The organism is Belliella baltica DSM 15883 (genome assembly GCF_000265405.1).
GTDB classification, from domain to species: domain Bacteria; phylum Bacteroidota; class Bacteroidia; order Cytophagales; family Cyclobacteriaceae; genus Belliella; species Belliella baltica.
The window spans coordinates 1,504,547-1,522,341 of the sequence record NC_018010.1 but is presented as its reverse complement, the minus strand read 5'-3'; the positions used below and the strand labels follow the sequence as shown (position 1 = coordinate 1,522,341).

Below are 17,795 nucleotides of genomic sequence, written 5' to 3'. Positions count from 1 at the left end.
TCTAAAATCTAAAATAGAAATGGCCAAAACCAAAACCACCTTCTTCTGCCAAAACTGTGGCGCACAAAGTCCTAAATGGCTGGGTAAATGTTCTTCTTGCGGAGAATGGAATACCTACGTGGAAGAAGTAGTCCAAAAAGAGGAAGTGGGACGTGGATCATGGAAACAAGGGGGTACCAAAGAAAAAAGAGCTAGTGTTCCAAAAAGATTACAAGAGATCAACTTTGAAGATCAACCTAGATTGATCACCCATGACGCGGAATTAGATCGGGTACTCGGAGGTGGAATTGTTGCGGGTTCTTTGGTCTTGATAGGTGGTGAGCCAGGAATTGGGAAATCTACATTAATGCTTCAGATCGCGCTGATGCTCAATCAGACAAAAATCCTTTATGTTTCCGGTGAAGAAAGCGAGTCACAGATCAAGATGCGAGCAGAGCGTATGCCTCTCAAATCAGAGAACTGCTACGTCCTTTCTGAAACTAATACTCAGGCTATTTTTCAACAAATAGAAGCGCTCGATCCTGATATCTTGGTCATTGATTCAATCCAAACATTACACAGCAAACATGTGGAATCGGCTGCTGGATCTGTGAGCCAAGTCAGAGAATGTACTGCTGAATTGATGAAGTTTGCCAAAGAAACTGGAACTCCTGTGTTTTTGGTAGGACACATTACCAAAGATGGTGCGATTGCTGGTCCAAAAGTGTTGGAACACATGGTGGATACGGTCTTACAGTTTGAAGGTGATCGACATTTGACTTATAGAATCCTGCGAACTTCCAAAAACAGATTTGGCTCAACACATGAATTGGGAATCTACGAAATGCGTGCAGAAGGACTGCGACCTGTAGCCAACCCTTCAGAGATCTTATTAACCCAAAGAGAAGAATTGCTCAATGGCGTGGCCATAGGAGCTATGATGGAGGGGAATAGACCACTTTTAATTGAAATTCAATCACTTGTAAGCCCAGCAACATACGGAACTCCACAGCGAAGTAGTACCGGACATGACGCCAAGCGATTGAACATGCTTTTAGCCGTTTTGGAAAAAAGAGGTGGTATGCGGTTAGGTCAGCAGGATGTCTTCCTGAATGTTGCCGGCGGATTAAGAGTGGATGATCCTGCTTTGGACTTGGCTGTTTGTGCTTCTTTGATTTCGTCCTATGAAGACACGCCCGTGCCGGCAGATTTATGTTTTGCAGGAGAAGTTGGATTAGGCGGCGAAATTCGAGCTGTTCACAGAATTGAAAATAGAATTGCTGAAGCAGAGAAGTTGGGCTTCAAAAGAATCATGGTTTCCAAATATGCGGTCAAGGGAATGGATATTCATAAATACAAAATCAAAGTCATTCAAGTCAGCAAGCTAGAGGAAATGTATCAGGGTTTGTTTTCTTAGTAGACCCTTTATTTTTTGAAAAATTCTCAAATGCTATTCAGTAGAGTTCCACGATAGTGCTATTTTTTCTAAGCTATTTTTATTGTAAAAATAATTACTGTAATTTCTATTACAATAATTAAGGAAATGAAATTTTATAATAGAGAAGAGGAATTAGCTGTACTTGATAAATTAATCCTTAAGTCAAAAAAACAGGCACAAATGACTATGGTTGTTGGGAGAAGGAGGATTGGTAAAACTAGTCTATTGAGGAAAGCAAGCGATAATCAGGAGTCCATCTATCTGTTTGTAGCAAAAAAAAGTGAGCCTTTACTATGCAAGGAGTTTGTAGAGATAATACAGACAACGCTTGGAGTGACTGCATATGGTGAAATCAGCCAATTCAAAAGTGTTTTTGCTTGGTTAATGGAGCTTTCAAAAGAAAGAAACTTCATGTTGATCATAGATGAATTTCAAGAGTTTTATCAGATCAACCCATCTGTTTTCAATGATATGCAAAACATTTGGGACACGAATAAAGCTCAAAGTAAAATCAACTTAATTCTTTGTGGTTCTGTCTATTCCTTAATGACAAAGATATATGAAAATGCCAAAGAGCCGCTATTTGCCAGAGCAACTGCAAAAATGCATATCAAACCATTTCAAGTTTCAGTGTTAAAAGAAATCCTTGCTGATAATACCCCAAGTTTTACACCCAAAAATCTCTTGGCATTTTATGCACTCACAGGAGGAGCTGCAAAATATGTAGAGACTTTTGTTTTAGCAGAGGCTTTTACGCTAGAAAGTATGCTAGAAGAAGTATTCAAAACAAGTTCTTTATTGCTAGAGGAGGGGAAAAATGTCTTGATTGAAGAATTTGGTAAAGATTATAGCACATACTTTTCAATTCTCTCTTTAATAGCATCCTCCAAAACTTCAAGACCTGAGATTGAATCAATTTTAGATGTGAGTGCGGGCGTTTATTTAGATAAATTAGAAAAAGATTTTGGCATCATTAAAAAGATCAGACCGATTTTATCAAAACCCTCAAGTAGAAAAATAAAATATAAAATTGAAGATAATTTCATTTCGTTTTGGTTCCGATTTATCTATAAATACCGAAGTGCTGTAGAAATTGAAAATTACCAACTTGTTAAAGAAATAATTCTGAGAGACTACCCGATCTTTGTTGGCCCAATCTTAGAAAAGTATTTTATAGAAAAATTAAAAGCAACAAATTCATTTACCGAAATCGGTTGCTATTGGTCTAAGGATAATCAAGATGAAATAGATATTGTAGCAATAAATGAAATTGAAAAAACTGTAACTTTTGCAGAGGTGAAATTGAACAAACAAAAAATTAGCATTCCCATTTTGGAAATGAAATCCAAATTCATTCTATCTCAATTGCCAAACTACACGCCAACATATCTAGCGCTTTCACTAGAAGATTTATAAATCAGAAAGCCTCTCCAATAAATAAATAAAACCCTGAACCTTCTCTAGTTAAGGCATAGTCAATTCGTGTATAAATATCTTTTTTAGGAAATAATAAAAATCTCAATCCTCCACCCGCAGACCAGGCTATTTTATTCAGGTTTAAATTCTCAAAATTTGGGAATACAGTCGCTACTCCTCCGAAAACTGCTGCTCCAATTCTATTTGAAAACCCCAAAGGAAGAGGTAAAAACCTTAACTCTGCTTGAGTAGCAAGCTGATTATTGTCCCTAAATCTCCCAGTGTAATATCCCCGCATCATTGACTCTCCTCCCATCAATGCAAGTTGATTGAAGGGAACATCACCTGAATTGAATTGACCTAGCAATTGAGCGGCAAAAACAGTATTCTTACTAACTGGCCTATAAATTCGAGTATCAGAAATAATCGAATTGAATCCAAACGTACTTATCGCAGAGGAATATCTAAGGTAGGCTAGTTCAGAAAAGAATCCATTTCTGACATTTAGGACATTGTGTCTATTGTCATAAACAAGCCCTGCACCAAAACCCAAATTGGAGGAACCCTCACTACCTCGAGGGAATTCAAAAACTGGGCTTTCAGGAGCTCTTTTGAACTCTGCTTGTGCTAGTCTTTGAAAATCGACTTCCAAACCAAAAAATAAATTGTTTTTTATTTTTCGCAAGACTCTCTCTTTGATTAAAATCTGATTGGCATCTACTAAAGCAAGGTAATCTGCGGGTGAATCCATACCTATCCCATAATACTTAAGAGGGAAACTTTGTAACCGCAATCGACCTAAAAAAAACCATTTACTCTGATCTGAATAAATTGCATGATCAAACCAAAGCCCATACTGATTTTCTAATGTAATGAAAGTAAATCCATTGATCTCACTTAATCGATTGGAAGTATCTCTTTTTGCATAATAAACATAGAGTGAGGACAAGCCAATTTCCCAACTTGTCTCTGGAGCATAGGCCAAAGTAGGGTAAATCAAAAACTGCGGTTTACTGATATCAGAAGTATCATTCACCAAGGTATTGATATACTTTTTCACAAAAGACTGTGAATGGATTGGATTTCCCAAACTTGAAACGAAAACAAGTAGTAGAATTGAAGTAAACTTCCTTATCATAAGATCAGAAACATCAAAACGCGAAGTAAGTTTCCGCATAAAATAAAAGTAATGAATCTTTTTATTTAAATCTTACAATTTTACCATGAGCTCGAGATGTCATCTCTTGAGGAATCGAAGCAGTAATCTCCTGATAGAGCAATTCTACGAGCTTACTTTTCAGGAAACTTCGAGAAATTATGATACTAACTTCTCGTGTAGGTTGCTCTCCGTCAAATGTTCTCAGTCTTTTCCTTTCCTCTGAACTCATTGAAAATGTTGCCAATTCAGGAAGTAAGGTTACTCCTTTATATTCGTTGACCATATTTTTCAACCCTTCCAAAGAGCCACTTTCATAGTGGAAATTCATCTTTTGAAATTTAACTCTATTACAAAGATTTAAAACCTGATCTCTGAAACAATGTCCTTGTTGAAGAACCCACATATCTGTGGTTTCGATATCATTTACAGTGATTTTCTCTTTTGATAGTAAGGGATGTCCCTCCGACAAATACGCAAAAAATTTCTCGTAAAACATGGGCTTTTCTACAAGTCCGTTTTCATTCAAAGGAGTGACCACGACACCTAGATCAAGTTCATCATTTTTTAATTTTCTTACAACATCTTCTGTAACCATTTCTTCTACTTGAAGCTGTACATTTGGATATTTTTCTAAAAAATTTTTGATGAATCTATGCAAAAGATATGGAGCTAAAGTTGGAATAATCCCCAGTTTAACAACTCCACTTACATCACCTTTCAGCTGAGAAACCAATTCATAAATTCCTTTGCTATGAGAGACTACCTTTTTGGCCTGCTCAATAATCCTAGCACCAGTTTCAGTTGGGATTACAGGCATCTTTGATCGATCAAAAATAATTACTTCAAGTTCTTTCTCAAGCTTATTTACTTGCGCACTTAGAGTAGGCTGTGTGACAAAACATGATTCTGCCGCTTGTCCAAAATGCCTGAACTTATCGATAGCCAAGATGTACTCTAATTGTTGGATTGTCATATTCAAATGTCAGTAATTTCCCGAAAAAATAAAACCTTAACCTCCTATCAATGGAGCGCTGCAAATATAAAAATCTTTTTCTTTTTATTTAGATTTGATTTAAATAATGATTAATTTTGCCCCGTTAAATAAACAAAACGTCATGAAAAATTTATTTAAAACAGGTTTAATAGCGATTGTTGCCCTTTCTCTTTATGCATGTGGAGGATCAACAGAAAGTGTCAAAGAAGTAAATGTCTATACCCATAGACATTATGAAGCAGATCAAAAACTCTTTGACATGTTCACAGAAAAAACTGGCATCAAAGTTAATGTGGTAAGTGCAAGTGCTGATGAATTAATCCAAAAACTAGAACTCGAAGGAGCTAATTCACCTGCTGATGTCTTGATCACAGTAGATGCAGGCAGATTGAATAGAGCTGTTGAAAAAGACCTTGTTCAGCCAATAGAATCAGAGATTTTGAAAAATAATATCCCATCTAAATTCAGAGATCCTGAAAACAAATGGTTTGGATTAACTTACCGCGCAAGAATTTTTGCATACAGCAAAGAAAGGGTTGACCCTTCTGAATTGTCCACATACGAGGCATTGACAGAGGAACAATGGAAAGGTAGAATATTGACTAGGTCTTCTGAAAACATTTATAATCAATCTTTGCTAGCTTCGATCATTGCGAATAATGGAGAAGAAGCTGCTACAGAATGGGCAGCAGGTGTCTTAGCGAACATGGCTAGAAGTCCTAAAGGAAGTGATAGAGATCAAGTAAAGGCTGTTGCTTCTGGGGAAGGAGATGTCGCCATTGTAAACACCTACTACATTGGAATTATGCTGAATGATGCCAATGAAGAAGAAAGAAAAGCCGCAGAGAAAATTGCTCTTTTCTTCCCAAATCAAGAAGATAGAGGAACACACATCAATGTGTCCGGAGCAGCTGTCACTAAATATGCCCCAAACAAAGACAATGCAACAGCGTTAATTGAATTCCTTTCTGAAGTAGAATCACAAAACTTCCTCGCAAGTATTAATTTTGAATATCCTGTAAACCCGAATGCAGAATTTTCAGATTTATTAAAAGAATGGGGAAATTTCAAAGCTGATGAAATCAATTTATCAGAGCTGGGAAAAAGAAACAAAGATGCAGTTGTCATTTTTGATCGTGTAGGTTGGAAATAAGCAAAAGCTTTGGACATAACAAAAAGAAAGTATTACTGGTGGAATAAATGGACTGGTTTTGCGCTACTTATACTTTTATTTGTAGCGACACCATTATTCACTATTTTATTCAAATTATTTACAAGCCCGGGAGGTAGTTGGTCGCATATTGCCAACAACCTCCTTTTTGGGTATTTCCAAAATACGCTCTTAATTTTGCTAGGAGTGGCATTCAGTACTTTTTTGCTGGGTGTAAGTACGGCATGGTTAGTTTCCAATTATGAATTCCCTGGAAGAAGATATTTCGAATGGTTGCTGATATTGCCATTGGGTTTCCCGGGGTATATCATGGCTTACACTTACGTAGGCATATTAGACTATACAGGTCCTATTCAGACTTTTTTGAGAAATACTTTTGACATTCAAGTCAAAGGCAGTTTAATTGATATCATGAACTTGCCTGGAGCAATTTTTATTTTATCTATCACTTTATTCCCTTATGTTTTTCTGATTGCTCGCTCTTCATTTTTACAACAATCCAAAACAATGCAGGAGGCATCTTTTCTTTTGGGTGCAAATAGAACAAGGACATTCTTCAAAGTAGCTTTACCTATGGCTAGGCCTGCTATCGTTGCAGGCATTGCATTGGCATCCATGGAAGTATTGAATGATTATGGCACAGTCAAATATTTTGGAGTAAATACATTTACAACAGGGATTTTCAGAGCTTGGTTTTCAATGGGAGATTCCACTACTGCCATTTATCTTGCAGCGATTTTGATGATTTTTGTTTTTGCAATTCTTTATCTTGAATCCATTCAAAGAGGGAACAGACAATATTCATCAGTCAACGGGGTTAATAAACCCACTGTCAGAGTTCAAGTTTCTACAAAAAATAAAATCTTTTACACTACCATCTGCTCACTAGTATTTTTGATCAGTTTCTTTATTCCATTCCTTCAGCTTCTCCAGTGGGTAAGTATGACCTTCATGAAAGTTGTCAATCAAGATTTTTTCCTTTTGATTTTTAGAAGTTTTGCATTAGCTGCGTTAGTCGGCATTTTGATAGTTATTTTATCAGTGATTTTACTTTACGCACTCCGATTAAGCCCATTCAAATGGGTGAAAAGTATTACCAAAATTGCAACTCTTGGATATGCTATTCCTGGTGCTGTAATAGCAGTAGGAGTAATGATTCCATTACTGGCTTTTGACAAATGGCTATATGATGCCATTTTCTCCTCAAGAGTAGCAGGGCTATTTTTGTCAGGAACCTTATTTGCCTTGACATTTGCTTATCTTGTGAGGTTTATGGCTGTGGGGTACAATCCTGTAGAAGCGGGATTTCAAAAAATTGGAATTCATATCAATGAAGCCAGTAGACTCCTTGGAATTCGAAGTACAAAGACCCTTTTGAGAATCGACCTTCCTTTGATCAAATCAAGTTTATTTTCAGGTATTTTACTGGTTTTTGTGGATGTGTTGAAAGAATTACCCCTAACCTTGATTCTTCGTCCTTTCAATTATCAGACCTTGGCTACCAAAGCATTTGATATGGCTACCAACGAAATGATTGCGGAATCTGCAAATGCAGCTTTGATCATCATCCTGACAGGAATTATCCCGATTATTTTTTTAAATAAAATGATCAAAAAAAGAGAATTATAAGTTTAAAGAAAAAAACGAAGATGCCAATCTTATCACTTCAACATATCAACAAGAAATATGGACAGTCAAAAGACTTTGCTGTCAACGATGTATCCTTCGATGTCACAGAAGGTGAAATCTTAGCCTTGGTTGGAGAAAGTGGATCTGGTAAGACGACTTTATTGAGACTGATTGCAGGTCTAGAACATCCTGACCAGGGAAGCATTTCCTTATCAGGTAGGGTGATTGTAGAAGGAAGTGAATCCGTACCTTCTCACGAGCGTAAGGTTGGTATGGTGTTTCAAGATTATGCCCTTTTTCCCCATTTGACAATATTAGAAAATGTCACTTTTGGTATTCAAAAGTCAAAGGGAAACCCAGAAAAAATCGCAAAAGAAACCTTACAACTTGTTGGCTTAACTGAAGATTATAACAAGTATCCACACCAACTTTCAGGAGGACAGCAGCAACGCGTAGCATTAGCAAGAGCTATTGCCCCGAACCCAAGAATTCTATTAATGGATGAGCCATTCAGTAATTTGGATGCCATGCTCAAGGATCAAGTAAGAGAAGAGATACGTCAAATTATAAAGAAAACAGGCATAACTGCTATTTTTGTTACGCATGATACCAAAGATGCACTTTCCACTGCCGATCGCGTGGCTATCTTGCATAAGGGTTTTTTGCAGCAGCTTGACATTCCAAAAGTCCTTTATGAAAACCCTGTGAATCCCTACGTAGCCAATTTTTTTGGAAAGAGAAATGAAATTTTGGCAACTCCAAGTGAAGAAGGCTTTTATACCTCCTTCGGTTTTATCAATGATCCTGAAGCCAAGAAATATAAAACAAAAGTAAAGCTTCTATTCAGACCTGAACATGGTGAAGTTGTTCAAAGAAAAGGACAACAAATCAGTGGTACAATTGTAAAAGTATCCTATTTTGGAAGTCATCAATTGGTCAAGATTTCAGATGATGAAGGTTTCCGAGTTACGATCAGAACAAATCCAGGTAGAATTTTCAATGAAGTAGAAAGAGCTTTTTTCTACCTTTGGAAATATGATATTGAAGAAGCATTTTAAAATGCAAGAATCTCAATAAAGTTTTTTTATTCGTGAAAATTGTATTAAATTCAATTGTTTACAATTAAAAAAGCCATGTCAGAGACTCAGAATTCACTTTTGTTAGAAGATCAAATTTGCTTTCCACTCTATGCAGCTTCGAGATTAATTATTCAAACTTACAGAGAACCCTTAGAAGAATTGGGACTAACCTACCCTCAGTATCTAGTCATGCTAGTGCTATGGGAAAAAGATGGGCAGGCTGTAAACGAGATTGGGAAAAAATTACTTCTTGATTCTGGAACTTTGACACCTTTACTAAAAAGGTTAGAAGCAAATAACCTTATCAAAAGAGTCAGAAGTGAACAAGATGAAAGAAAAGTAGAAATTGAGTTGACTTTTCAGGGAAAGTCGTTGAAATCAAAAGCTGAAAAGATTCCAAAAAAAATAGCTGAATCTCTAAATAGCTGGGAACCCCAAGAGTTAATCAACTTGACAACAGAAGTAAATAAATTAGTACATACTTTAAACCAACCAATATAATGGAAAAAATAACAATCGATTACACAGCAACAGCAGTAAACACAGGAGGAAGAAAGGGTCATATAAAAACAGATGATGGCCAATTAGATTTTGATGTAGCTATGCCGAAGGAAATTGGTGGACAAGGAGGAAAAACCAACCCTGAACAACTATTTGCTGCAGGATATGCCGCTTGCTTTGGAGGTGCATTAGGCGCAGTAGCAAAAGGGGTAAAATTGGATGATGCTGAAATTACAGTAAAAGCACATCTAGGCAAAACCGAAGCGGGTGGTTTTGGATTAGCAGTAGATATTCATTGCAAAATTCCACAAGCTGGATCCTTAGAAGAAGCTCAAAAGTTAGTAGAAGCAGCGCATGAAGTTTGCCCATATTCTAAAGCCACAAGGGGAAATATTGAAGTGAATGTAAAAGCAATAGATTAAAAAATAGTAAGAGCCATCAAAATTGATGGCTCTTTTATTATAGTTTTTTTTTTAACTTGATCCCCTAGGGCTCAACCAAAACTCGGTAAGAATTATATAATATCAAAATATCCTCCACATAGTTGACCGCTACATGCCCTTTGGCATAGCCACTCCGAACAATCGGGTCACGATAATATTCCGGATCAGTCTTTAATTTTAGGAAATGAGATACATGTTCCCAGTATTGTGGGTTTTTACCATATTTCATTGTCAACTTCCAAGCATCTTCTACATGTCCATGCCCAATATTATAAGAAGCTAATATAAATTTAATTCGCTCATTTGACTCAGGAATTCTCTCTCTCCAAAATTTATCCAAATACTTCAAAAAATTCACTCCCCCCATCAAACTTTGGTAAGGGTCATTGGCGTCCTCCACTCCAAACCTTTCTAAAGTTACGGGCATCAACTGAAGCAAGCCAGTAGCTCCCGCATAAGAAGTTGCTTCAGGATTAAATGCCGATTCTTTATAGACTAAAGAAGCGAGTAATCTCCAGTCCCAACCTAAGTTCTCAGCTGCTGTTTTGATGATTTCATCATAAACTGAAATTCTATTTCCCCCAAGGGAAGAAAATGCACTATTCGTTCTAAAATAATTATTTTTGGAATTGAGAAAATATTTAGCGTAAAGAGTAGCCAAATAACCTGATTTAGTCCGCTTCGCTATCCAAGAATTAATTTCCTTTTCTAGATCAGGAGCATTAGTTCTTACTGCCCAAGCTACTGGAGATTTTTCGCTTATTTCCAAACTTACATCCAAATCATCATAATAAGTAGAGTTAACCAAAGCAAGGTCTTTGTCAACCACAGTATATTTGATTTCATTTTCTAGGACTTTTGTAATCAATTGCTCCCTTCCATCACGCATTTCGACAATAGATAAACTGAAAGTGCTATCCTGACTTATATTTTGAAGCTGTGATTTATAAATCGCACCTTGAGGTATATGGATTGTTTGATTTCTCAGTTCATTGATGTCAGTTATCAAGCCTCCTTGCTTTCTTTGCACCAAAACTGTACTTACCTCACCTATAGGAATACTGAAGTTTGCATATTTCTTTCGCTCTTTTGAGATTTCCAGATTCATAGCAACAATGTCTGCTTTGCCATTATTTAGAAGAACAAAGGCTTCTTCAATATCAGATTTAATGATCAGATGAAGTCGTACACCTAGGCTACTAGCAAGATTCCTTAAGAGTTCAAATTCATAGCCCATTCTTCTCCCTCTATAGATATAATAGCTAGTTGAAGAATTATCGACTACAGCTCTGATATAACCTCTTTTTTTGATATCCTCTAAGTCAAGGGTAACTGGCTCTTCCCAAAATGCTACCTCTTTCTTTTTTTCTAAAAAAGTACATTGTACTCCAAAAGTGATTAGAAGTAGGGTAAATATGAAAGTTGTTATAATTTTTTTCATGTATCGCGGTTCAAAATCCTGAACACTTCTTGATAACTTGGTATCAATCACCACATTTAACAAATAATATACCAATATTCTACGAGCAAATACAGCCTAGCATTAAAATAAAAAGAAAACCTCTTTATAATATATAAAGAGGCTTTCTCGTAAATTATATGAAAGTATATCGACTATCTATCTAATAATCCAAGTGGCTCTTCACTATTCTGAAAATAAATTTTTCCTGAAAGCCTCAATAACTCAATTTCGCTTTCTTTAATATTAAAAAGTGACGTGATCAATCTGTCTTCAGCAGTTAATAAATTCACTTGGGCATCTCTAAACTCCAGGTAATTTGCAATCCCTAATCTAAATCTTTCCAAAGCAATGTCGGTATTTTCAACAGCAACTTCGTAATTTTTTCTTTCAATTTCCAATAACCGCTTGCTATTTTCATAAGCAGTATAAGCCCGATGAACATCTGAAGTCATTTGAATTTCATATTGGTCTAAAGCCAACTCAGAGTTGTATCTTGCTACTTTTGCACTTTGTATTCTCTTATTTAATGTAAATCCACTAAATAAATTTAAGGTAATATTCGCACCATAGTTGAAACCTTGCCTTTGATTTTGCAAGAGAATTCCAGCGTCTGAGTTAAGTGTATTGTTAGAATAAGCACCATTTAGGTTTATCGACGGCAAACGTTGGGCTTGCAATTCTCTTAGTTGAAGAAAAGCTACATTTTCTTGTCTTTGGGTTACCAGAAACTGCTTATTGTTGAGATACGCATTTTCTATCAAATCTTCCAATCTCAAATCTTCTGTAATGACGATTGTATCTTTTACAACAAATTGATCATTGGGTGACAAAGCCAGCAATTCATTCAAATTTATTCTTGCTGTTTGAATCACTTGATCTTGATTGACTGAAAGAGATAAATCAGAATTATAATCTACTTGAGCAGTTAGAAAATCCCTTTTTCCTGCGCCTCCCAACTCATATCGTGCCTCAGCGATTTCGAGTCTTGATTTAGAAAATTCAAGCGTTTTTTCAAGTAGTTTTTTTCTTTGAAGCTCTAGCACCAATCTATAATAAGAGGAAGATACAGAGGCTACTAAATTCTCTACAGCTACTTTCGCATCTAATTCACTTATTTCAGCTAATTTCCCCAATCTTTTCATGGTGATGACCACTTCAGGATTGAAACCATAAATGGCAGAAACAGTAAAGTTTTCTGTATCTGAACTTGCTCCAACAATCTGATTCGGTTCATTTGAAGTTGCAAATAACTGTTCTACATCCTCTTTACTATAACTATGAGCATACACAGCATTTACTGTTGGCAAGAAAGAAGTTCCAAAACCAATTTGCTTATCATAATCAGCTAGAAGAACATTGTTTACGGCTATTTTTACGCCATAATTTTTCTCCAAACCAATCATGATCGCTTTTTCAAGATTCAGCATCTCACCTTCTTGTGCGAGTAAGATCATTGAATATTGGGACAATAAGAATATTGTTAAAAGAAGTTTTTTCATTATGCTCTTGCTAATCTTCCCTGCTTGGAGGTCAGGAAAGTATAAATTGCTGGGATTATAAATAATGTCAATACAGTAGCGAATGTCAATCCACCAATAACTGCAACGCCCATAGGAACCCTGCCTTCTGAACCTGCCCCGAGTGCCAAGGCAATAGGAAGGATACCTAAAATAGTAGATAAACTTGTCATTAGAATAGGTCGGAATCTTGCACTTGCGGCTCCAATGATTGCCTCATCAATGGACATTCCTTGTGCCTTTCTTTGATTTGCAAATTCCACAATCAAAATACCATTTTTGGTCACCAAACCTATGAGCATGATGATTCCGATCTGACTAAAGATATTCAGCGTAAAATCAAAGATCCACAAAGATGCCAAAGCCCCAAACAAAGCCAAAGGAACAGTAAACATAATTGTAAGTGGATCCAAGAAGCTTTCAAATTGCGCAGACAGTACCAGATAAATCAACACAAGTGCAAATAAGAATGCAAAAATCAAACTGTTGGAACTTTCGCGATATTCTTTGGAAAGTCCTGCAACATCCGTACTGAATGATTCATCAAGAACCTCGGAAGCGATTCTATCCATTTCTTCTAGACCATCTCCAATAGTAAATCCTGGAGCAAGGTTTGCTGAAACTGTAGCACTTACAAACCTATTGAACCTATAAAGCTGAGGTGGGGTGCTTTTTTCTCTAATCCTTACAAGATTATCTAATTGAACAAGGCTTCCATTTTCAGCTCTTACATAGAGTGTTCTTAGATTAATAGGCTCATTTCTATCCTCTATTTGCATTTCACCGACAACTTGATATTGCTTGCCATTCATGATGAAATACGCGAATCGTTGGCCTGAGTAGGACAATTGTAATGTCCTAGCAATTTCTTGGACAGATACTCCTACATTTCTAGCTTTTTCTCTATCAATTTCTACCTCAATTTCAGGCTTTGTAAATTTAAGATTGATATCCGCATAGCTGAAAATATTACTTTGATTTGCTTGATTCATAAACTCAGGAATGACCTCCTTTAGTTTTTCTAAAGTAGGTGCCTGCAACACATACTGAACAGGAAGACCTGCTCTTCTATCACCAATAGATGGTGCTTGGGTGGCAAATGCTCTGACTGATGTGAATTTTGTCAACCTTTTGGAAACTTCATCATAGATTTCCTGTTGTGACCTTTCTCTGTCTTCAGCATCCTTGAGTATCAGTCTCAAAAATCCTGAGTTTGTACTAGAAGTACCAAATCCAGGTGAAGTAACAGTAATTATCCCCGCTCTTTCTTCATCTGGGATTTCGGTTAGAAACTCCTCAGTCATATTATCTATGACCTTATCCATATACTCGAAGGTAGCTCCTTCTGGTCCACTAAGATTTACTCTCATTTCACCTCTATCTTCTATAGGTGAAAGCTCAGTAGGTATGACTTGGAAAAGTTGATAAATCCCAAAAGCCATGAAAACCACCACCAAGAAAGCTACCCATCTTACTTTCATAAACCCATCTAAGGCGTAACTATATTTGTCATTAAGCCATAAAAAAATGGGTTCAGTTTTATTATAAAACCAGTTTTGTTTCTCTCTTTTTTTCAACAATTTAGAACTCAACATAGGAGTCATCGTCAGCGCTACGAATGATGAAATAATTACAGCACCTGCGACCACTACACCAAACTCTCTAAATAGTCTTCCTGTCGTTCCTGTCAAAAATATAACTGGTAGAAATACCGCTGCCAAAGCAACTGTAGTGGCGATTACAGCAAAGAATATTTCCTCAGCGCCTTTTTCAGCAGCCGTATCGGGATTTTCTCCCTTTTCTATTCTTGTATAGATATTTTCTAATACCACAATAGCATCATCTACCACTAGACCAATAGATAATACTATTCCCAACAATGTCAATACATTGATAGAGAAATCAGCCACATACATAATGAAAAATACCCCAATCAAAGAAATTGGTATAGTCAAAACAGGTATAAATGTAGTCCTCCAATCTCTTAAGAATAGAAATATAATAGTAACAACAAGAATAAAAGCAAGAATGATAGTCTCTTGAACTTCTGCTATTGAAGATCTAATAAATCTTGTAGAGTCAAATCCGATATCTAGCAATATATCTTCAGGAAGATCTTTTTTAATAGAGACTAATCTCTTATTAAATTCATCTACAATTTCTATATTGTTTGATCCAGGTAAAGGAACTAGAACTACACCTACCATAGGTATCCCATCCCTCTTTAATACAGTCCTCTCATTGAGAGCGGCCAATTCTGCTTTACCAATATCTTGAAACTTAACGATATTATTTTGATCCTCTTTTATAATCAAATCATTGAACTCTTGGGGAGAGCTCAATCTACTTTTTGTTCTTACGGACAATTCAATAGTTGATCCTTCAATTCTTCCAGAGGGAAGTTCCACATTTTCGCTCTGAACCTTGTTCAGCACATCCAATGGAGTAACACCATAAGAGGCCATTCTAAGTGGATCCATTCGTAGTCGAATGGCATATTCCTTTTCTCCCCAAATCTGAACAGTACTCACTCCAGGGATAGTTTGGAGTCTTTCTTTGAAAATATTATTTGCGATTTCAGATAGCTCCAATAAAGAACGTTTATCACTCTGAACATTCAAGAACACAATTGGCTGAGAATCAGAATCTGCTTTTGAAACTACCGGAGGTTCTGTGTCAGGTGGAAGATTTCTTTGCGCTCCAGATACTTTATCCCTTACATCATTTGCAGCAGCTTCTAAATCAGCTCCTACATCAAATTCAACTGTAATATTGCTAGTTCCGTCATTACTAGTGGATGTCAATGATTTGATCCCTGCAATACCATTGATAGCCTCTTCGAGCGGCTCGGTGATCTGAGCTTCAATAACATCCGCATTAGCTCCAACGTAGGTAGTTCTTACATTGATAATAGGAGGATCCACACTTGGAAATTCTCTTACACCTAAAAAACTGATACCAATAATCCCGAACAGCGTGATCGTTAGTGACATTACTATAGCCAATACAGGCCTTCGAATACTAATGGTAGATAAACTCGCCATGATTAATTTATTTTAGTTGGGTTCAAAGGTGAACCTACTCTAACTTGCAAAATACCTGTAGTGAGTACCAAGTCTCCCTTTTCCAAACCATCCAAGATTTGTACTTCTTTATCTGTTCTGGTTCCGATAGTTACGATTCTTTCCTCAGCCTTATTTTCCTTATCTACTACATATACTTTATATCCACTCAGTTCAGGAATAACTGATTGAGCAGGAACTAACAATGCATTCTCTTCTACGTCCAAAGTGTATTTAATTCTAATAAACATACCTGGCAAGAATCTTCTATCTCTATTTGGGCTTTCCGCTCTTAACTTTAAAGTTCTTGTTGCAGCATCAATTGTAGGTTCGTAAGCGTAAACTGTTCCTACACCATCTAGGCCTCCTCCATCATTTGAGAACGCTATTTTGGAGCCGATTTTCACTTCACCTGCATACCGCTCAGGAATAGAAAATTCAATTTTGATAGGATCTATATTAACAATACTTGCAATTACATCTGAAGTTCCTATTACAGACCCTTCTGATATTTGTCTTAATCCTAAGACTCCATCAAAAGGTGCTCTGATAACCGTTTTGCTTAATTGAGCTTCGACCAATCTCAAATCAGCCAAATTGGTATTGAATTGATTTAATGAAATGTCATATTCTTCTTGACTAATCGCCTCCCTAGCCAAAAGTTGTTTTTGCCTGTTTTCTTGACTTTCATAAAGCTTTTTGGTGTAGTCTAATCTTTGATATTGTGCTTCAAGCTCATCATCATTGAGGTAAAGTAAGGGCGTACCTTTTTTTACAAATTCTCCTTCTTTAAAAGAAATTCTTTCTACTAAACCAGAAATCTCTGATCTTAGATTTACAGTTTCATTAGGAATCACAGTCCCTGTGATGTTCAAATTGTTCTCAAGACGCTCAGGGCGAATTTCTACAACATTTACAGGAATTTCGCTATTCTGACCAGAAGCTCCTGCTGAACTTGCAGGAGAGTCGTCTTTACTGATGTATTGTCCAAGTCTAGGATAGATAAAAATAATGGCGACAACCAAAATGATGACTACGCCAAGAATCGTTTTTGTTTGTTTTTTCATTACAAGTGCTACAGGGAATTTTGAAGAGAATTATTTTGGTTTTTTAACCAGTCCAATGATAGTTTATTAAATATTTCAGGCTGCTCTACATTGACCACATGGCCACATGCTTCTATTACTTTCAAAAAAGATTGTTTGTGATCTTTCACTATATTCTTTACAGATTCTAAAAACATCACATCTTCTTCACCCATGATATACAGGGTAGGAATAGACAAATCCTTTTCTTTGAAATATCTCAGAAGTGGATTGATGTCTTTGGTAAGTTTGAACCATCTAATAAATTCTTTTTGACACAATCGCTTAGCCTCACGAATAAACAAATTTCTCGATTCGGCATGGTGACCTCTCGGCATGATGATAAATGCAAAGAGACTATACAACCACATGTATGGAAGTACACTTTTGAAAGTATTCCCAAGAAAAACCAAAATCCTGGAAGTAAAATTCAACTGGGTGATTGCTCCGGCCATAATCATAGATTTCACACGAGCGGGTTCCATCTCCGCCAATTGCCGAGCTAAAATGGTTCCTAATGAAACCCCCATGATATGAGCTGGAGGAATATTTAGATGGTCTAATACCTCAATAATATCCTTTGTGACATTAGGGAAAGTATATTTGTCATTCCACAAGTTTTTGATAGAATTTGCAGATTTTCCATGACCTCTAAGATCTATAAGCAAAAGATTAAAATCTTCTTTAAATTCTCGGATTTGCTTGAACCATATAGACGAAGAGCCTCCTGCCCCATGAATAAATACAACCCATTCATTACTTGTGGGGTGTTCGTAGGTTTTATAGTATAGAATTTCTTTTTTCGTCATAGTAATGGTAATAACCCAAAAGAACCAAATAAAGTTACTTACTTCAAAACT

14 protein-coding genes and 1 pseudogene are annotated in these 17,795 nt (G+C 36.4%); 8 read left to right on the top strand and 7 right to left on the bottom strand.

Going from position 1 to position 17,795, the window contains the following annotated elements; genetic code table 11:
• Positions 1-19 precede the first annotated feature (19 nt).
• The gene (gene radA, locus BELBA_RS07015; RefSeq protein ID WP_014772041.1) at positions 20-1,396 is read left to right on the top strand and encodes a DNA repair protein RadA; all 1,377 of its coding nucleotides are present in this window, start codon (positions 20-22) and stop codon (positions 1,394-1,396) included.
• 126 nt (positions 1,397-1,522) lie between these two features.
• Positions 1,523-2,833, top strand: coding sequence for an ATP-binding protein (locus tag BELBA_RS07010; RefSeq protein WP_014772040.1), 1,311 nt, complete (start codon positions 1,523-1,525; stop codon positions 2,831-2,833).
• 1 nt (position 2,834) lies between these two features.
• On the opposite strand, the gene BELBA_RS07005 is transcribed toward BELBA_RS07010, so the two are convergent.
• On the bottom strand, positions 2,835-4,010 hold the full coding sequence (locus tag BELBA_RS07005; RefSeq protein ID WP_014772039.1) for a BamA/TamA family outer membrane protein: 1,176 nt from the start codon (positions 4,008-4,010) through the stop codon (positions 2,835-2,837).
• A gap of 22 nt (positions 4,011-4,032) precedes the next feature.
• On the bottom strand, positions 4,033-4,965 hold the full coding sequence (locus BELBA_RS07000; protein WP_014772038.1) for a hydrogen peroxide-inducible genes activator: 933 nt from the start codon (positions 4,963-4,965) through the stop codon (positions 4,033-4,035).
• A gap of 106 nt (positions 4,966-5,071) precedes the next feature.
• Here BELBA_RS07000 and BELBA_RS06995 point away from each other — a divergent pair, with 106 nt between their 5' ends.
• From BELBA_RS06995 to BELBA_RS06975, 6 genes and pseudogenes are all read left to right on the top strand, one after another.
• Positions 5,072-6,139: a Fe(3+) ABC transporter substrate-binding protein gene (locus BELBA_RS06995; protein WP_014772037.1), complete on the top strand. Its 1,068-nt coding sequence runs from the start codon at positions 5,072-5,074 to the stop codon at positions 6,137-6,139.
• 9 nt (positions 6,140-6,148) lie between these two features.
• Entirely contained in the window at positions 6,149-7,786 is a 1,638-nt protein-coding gene (locus BELBA_RS06990) for an ABC transporter permease (protein WP_014772036.1), read from the top strand.
• Positions 7,787-7,896: 110 nt separating this feature from the next.
• Positions 7,897-8,238 (top strand): annotated as a pseudogene (locus BELBA_RS20465) (ATP-binding cassette domain-containing protein); the annotation flags it as partial.
• A gap of 45 nt (positions 8,239-8,283) precedes the next feature.
• The gene (locus tag BELBA_RS20460; protein WP_425358384.1) at positions 8,284-8,844 is read left to right on the top strand and encodes a TOBE domain-containing protein; all 561 of its coding nucleotides are present in this window, start codon (positions 8,284-8,286) and stop codon (positions 8,842-8,844) included.
• A gap of 75 nt (positions 8,845-8,919) precedes the next feature.
• Positions 8,920-9,366 carry a MarR family winged helix-turn-helix transcriptional regulator gene (locus BELBA_RS06980; protein ID WP_014772034.1) on the top strand — a complete coding sequence of 149 codons (447 nt, stop codon included), beginning with the start codon at positions 8,920-8,922 and terminating at the stop codon, positions 9,364-9,366.
• Positions 9,366-9,788, top strand: a complete 423-nt coding sequence (locus BELBA_RS06975) for an organic hydroperoxide resistance protein (protein ID WP_014772033.1) — start codon at positions 9,366-9,368, stop codon at positions 9,786-9,788. The genes BELBA_RS06980 and BELBA_RS06975 overlap by 1 nt, the downstream gene beginning before the upstream one ends.
• A 64-nt stretch (positions 9,789-9,852) precedes the next feature.
• Here the strand turns inward: BELBA_RS06975 and BELBA_RS06970 are convergent, their stop codons facing one another.
• The 5 genes from BELBA_RS06970 to BELBA_RS06950 all read right to left on the bottom strand — a co-directional run bounded on the left by BELBA_RS06970 (position 9,853) and on the right by BELBA_RS06950 (position 17,744).
• Positions 9,853-11,250 carry an MltF family protein gene (locus BELBA_RS06970; protein WP_041779265.1) on the bottom strand — a complete coding sequence of 466 codons (1,398 nt, stop codon included), beginning with the start codon at positions 11,248-11,250 and terminating at the stop codon, positions 9,853-9,855.
• Positions 11,251-11,423: 173 nt separating this feature from the next.
• On the bottom strand, positions 11,424-12,770 hold the full coding sequence (locus BELBA_RS06965) for a TolC family protein (protein WP_014772031.1): 1,347 nt from the start codon (positions 12,768-12,770) through the stop codon (positions 11,424-11,426).
• Positions 12,770-15,832 carry an efflux RND transporter permease subunit gene (locus BELBA_RS06960; RefSeq protein ID WP_014772030.1) on the bottom strand — a complete coding sequence of 1,021 codons (3,063 nt, stop codon included), beginning with the start codon at positions 15,830-15,832 and terminating at the stop codon, positions 12,770-12,772. The genes BELBA_RS06965 and BELBA_RS06960 overlap by 1 nt, the downstream gene beginning before the upstream one ends.
• Positions 15,833-15,834: 2 nt before the next feature.
• A complete protein-coding gene (locus BELBA_RS06955; RefSeq protein WP_014772029.1) occupies positions 15,835-16,917 on the bottom strand; it encodes an efflux RND transporter periplasmic adaptor subunit in 1,083 nt (360 codons plus the stop codon).
• An 8-nt stretch (positions 16,918-16,925) separates the two neighbouring features.
• Entirely contained in the window at positions 16,926-17,744 is an 819-nt protein-coding gene (locus BELBA_RS06950) for an alpha/beta fold hydrolase (RefSeq protein WP_014772028.1), read from the bottom strand.
• Positions 17,745-17,795 lie beyond the last annotated feature (51 nt).

Excerpts from the sequence above, each read along its gene's own strand:
- BELBA_RS06975 (WP_014772033.1), top strand. The coding sequence starts at position 9,366 with ATGGAAAAAATAACAATCGATTACACAGCAACAGCAGTAAACACAGGA.
- BELBA_RS20460 (WP_425358384.1), top strand. The coding sequence starts at position 8,284 with ATGGATGAGCCATTCAGTAATTTGGATGCCATGCTCAAGGATCAAGTA.
- BELBA_RS07010 (WP_014772040.1), top strand. The coding sequence starts at position 1,523 with ATGAAATTTTATAATAGAGAAGAGGAATTAGCTGTACTTGATAAATTA.
- BELBA_RS06970 (WP_041779265.1), bottom strand. The coding sequence starts at position 11,250 with ATGAAAAAAATTATAACAACTTTCATATTTACCCTACTTCTAATCACT.
- BELBA_RS06960 (WP_014772030.1), bottom strand. The coding sequence starts at position 15,832 with ATGGCGAGTTTATCTACCATTAGTATTCGAAGGCCTGTATTGGCTATA.
- BELBA_RS07000 (WP_014772038.1), bottom strand. The coding sequence starts at position 4,965 with ATGACAATCCAACAATTAGAGTACATCTTGGCTATCGATAAGTTCAGG.
- BELBA_RS06955 (WP_014772029.1), bottom strand. The coding sequence starts at position 16,917 with ATGAAAAAACAAACAAAAACGATTCTTGGCGTAGTCATCATTTTGGTT.
- radA (WP_014772041.1), top strand. The coding sequence starts at position 20 with ATGGCCAAAACCAAAACCACCTTCTTCTGCCAAAACTGTGGCGCACAA.
- BELBA_RS06965 (WP_014772031.1), bottom strand. The coding sequence starts at position 12,770 with ATGAAAAAACTTCTTTTAACAATATTCTTATTGTCCCAATATTCAATG.
- BELBA_RS06950 (WP_014772028.1), bottom strand. The coding sequence starts at position 17,744 with ATGACGAAAAAAGAAATTCTATACTATAAAACCTACGAACACCCCACA.
- BELBA_RS07005 (WP_014772039.1), bottom strand. The coding sequence starts at position 4,010 with ATGCGGAAACTTACTTCGCGTTTTGATGTTTCTGATCTTATGATAAGG.
- BELBA_RS06980 (WP_014772034.1), top strand. The coding sequence starts at position 8,920 with ATGTCAGAGACTCAGAATTCACTTTTGTTAGAAGATCAAATTTGCTTT.
- BELBA_RS06995 (WP_014772037.1), top strand. The coding sequence starts at position 5,072 with ATGATTAATTTTGCCCCGTTAAATAAACAAAACGTCATGAAAAATTTA.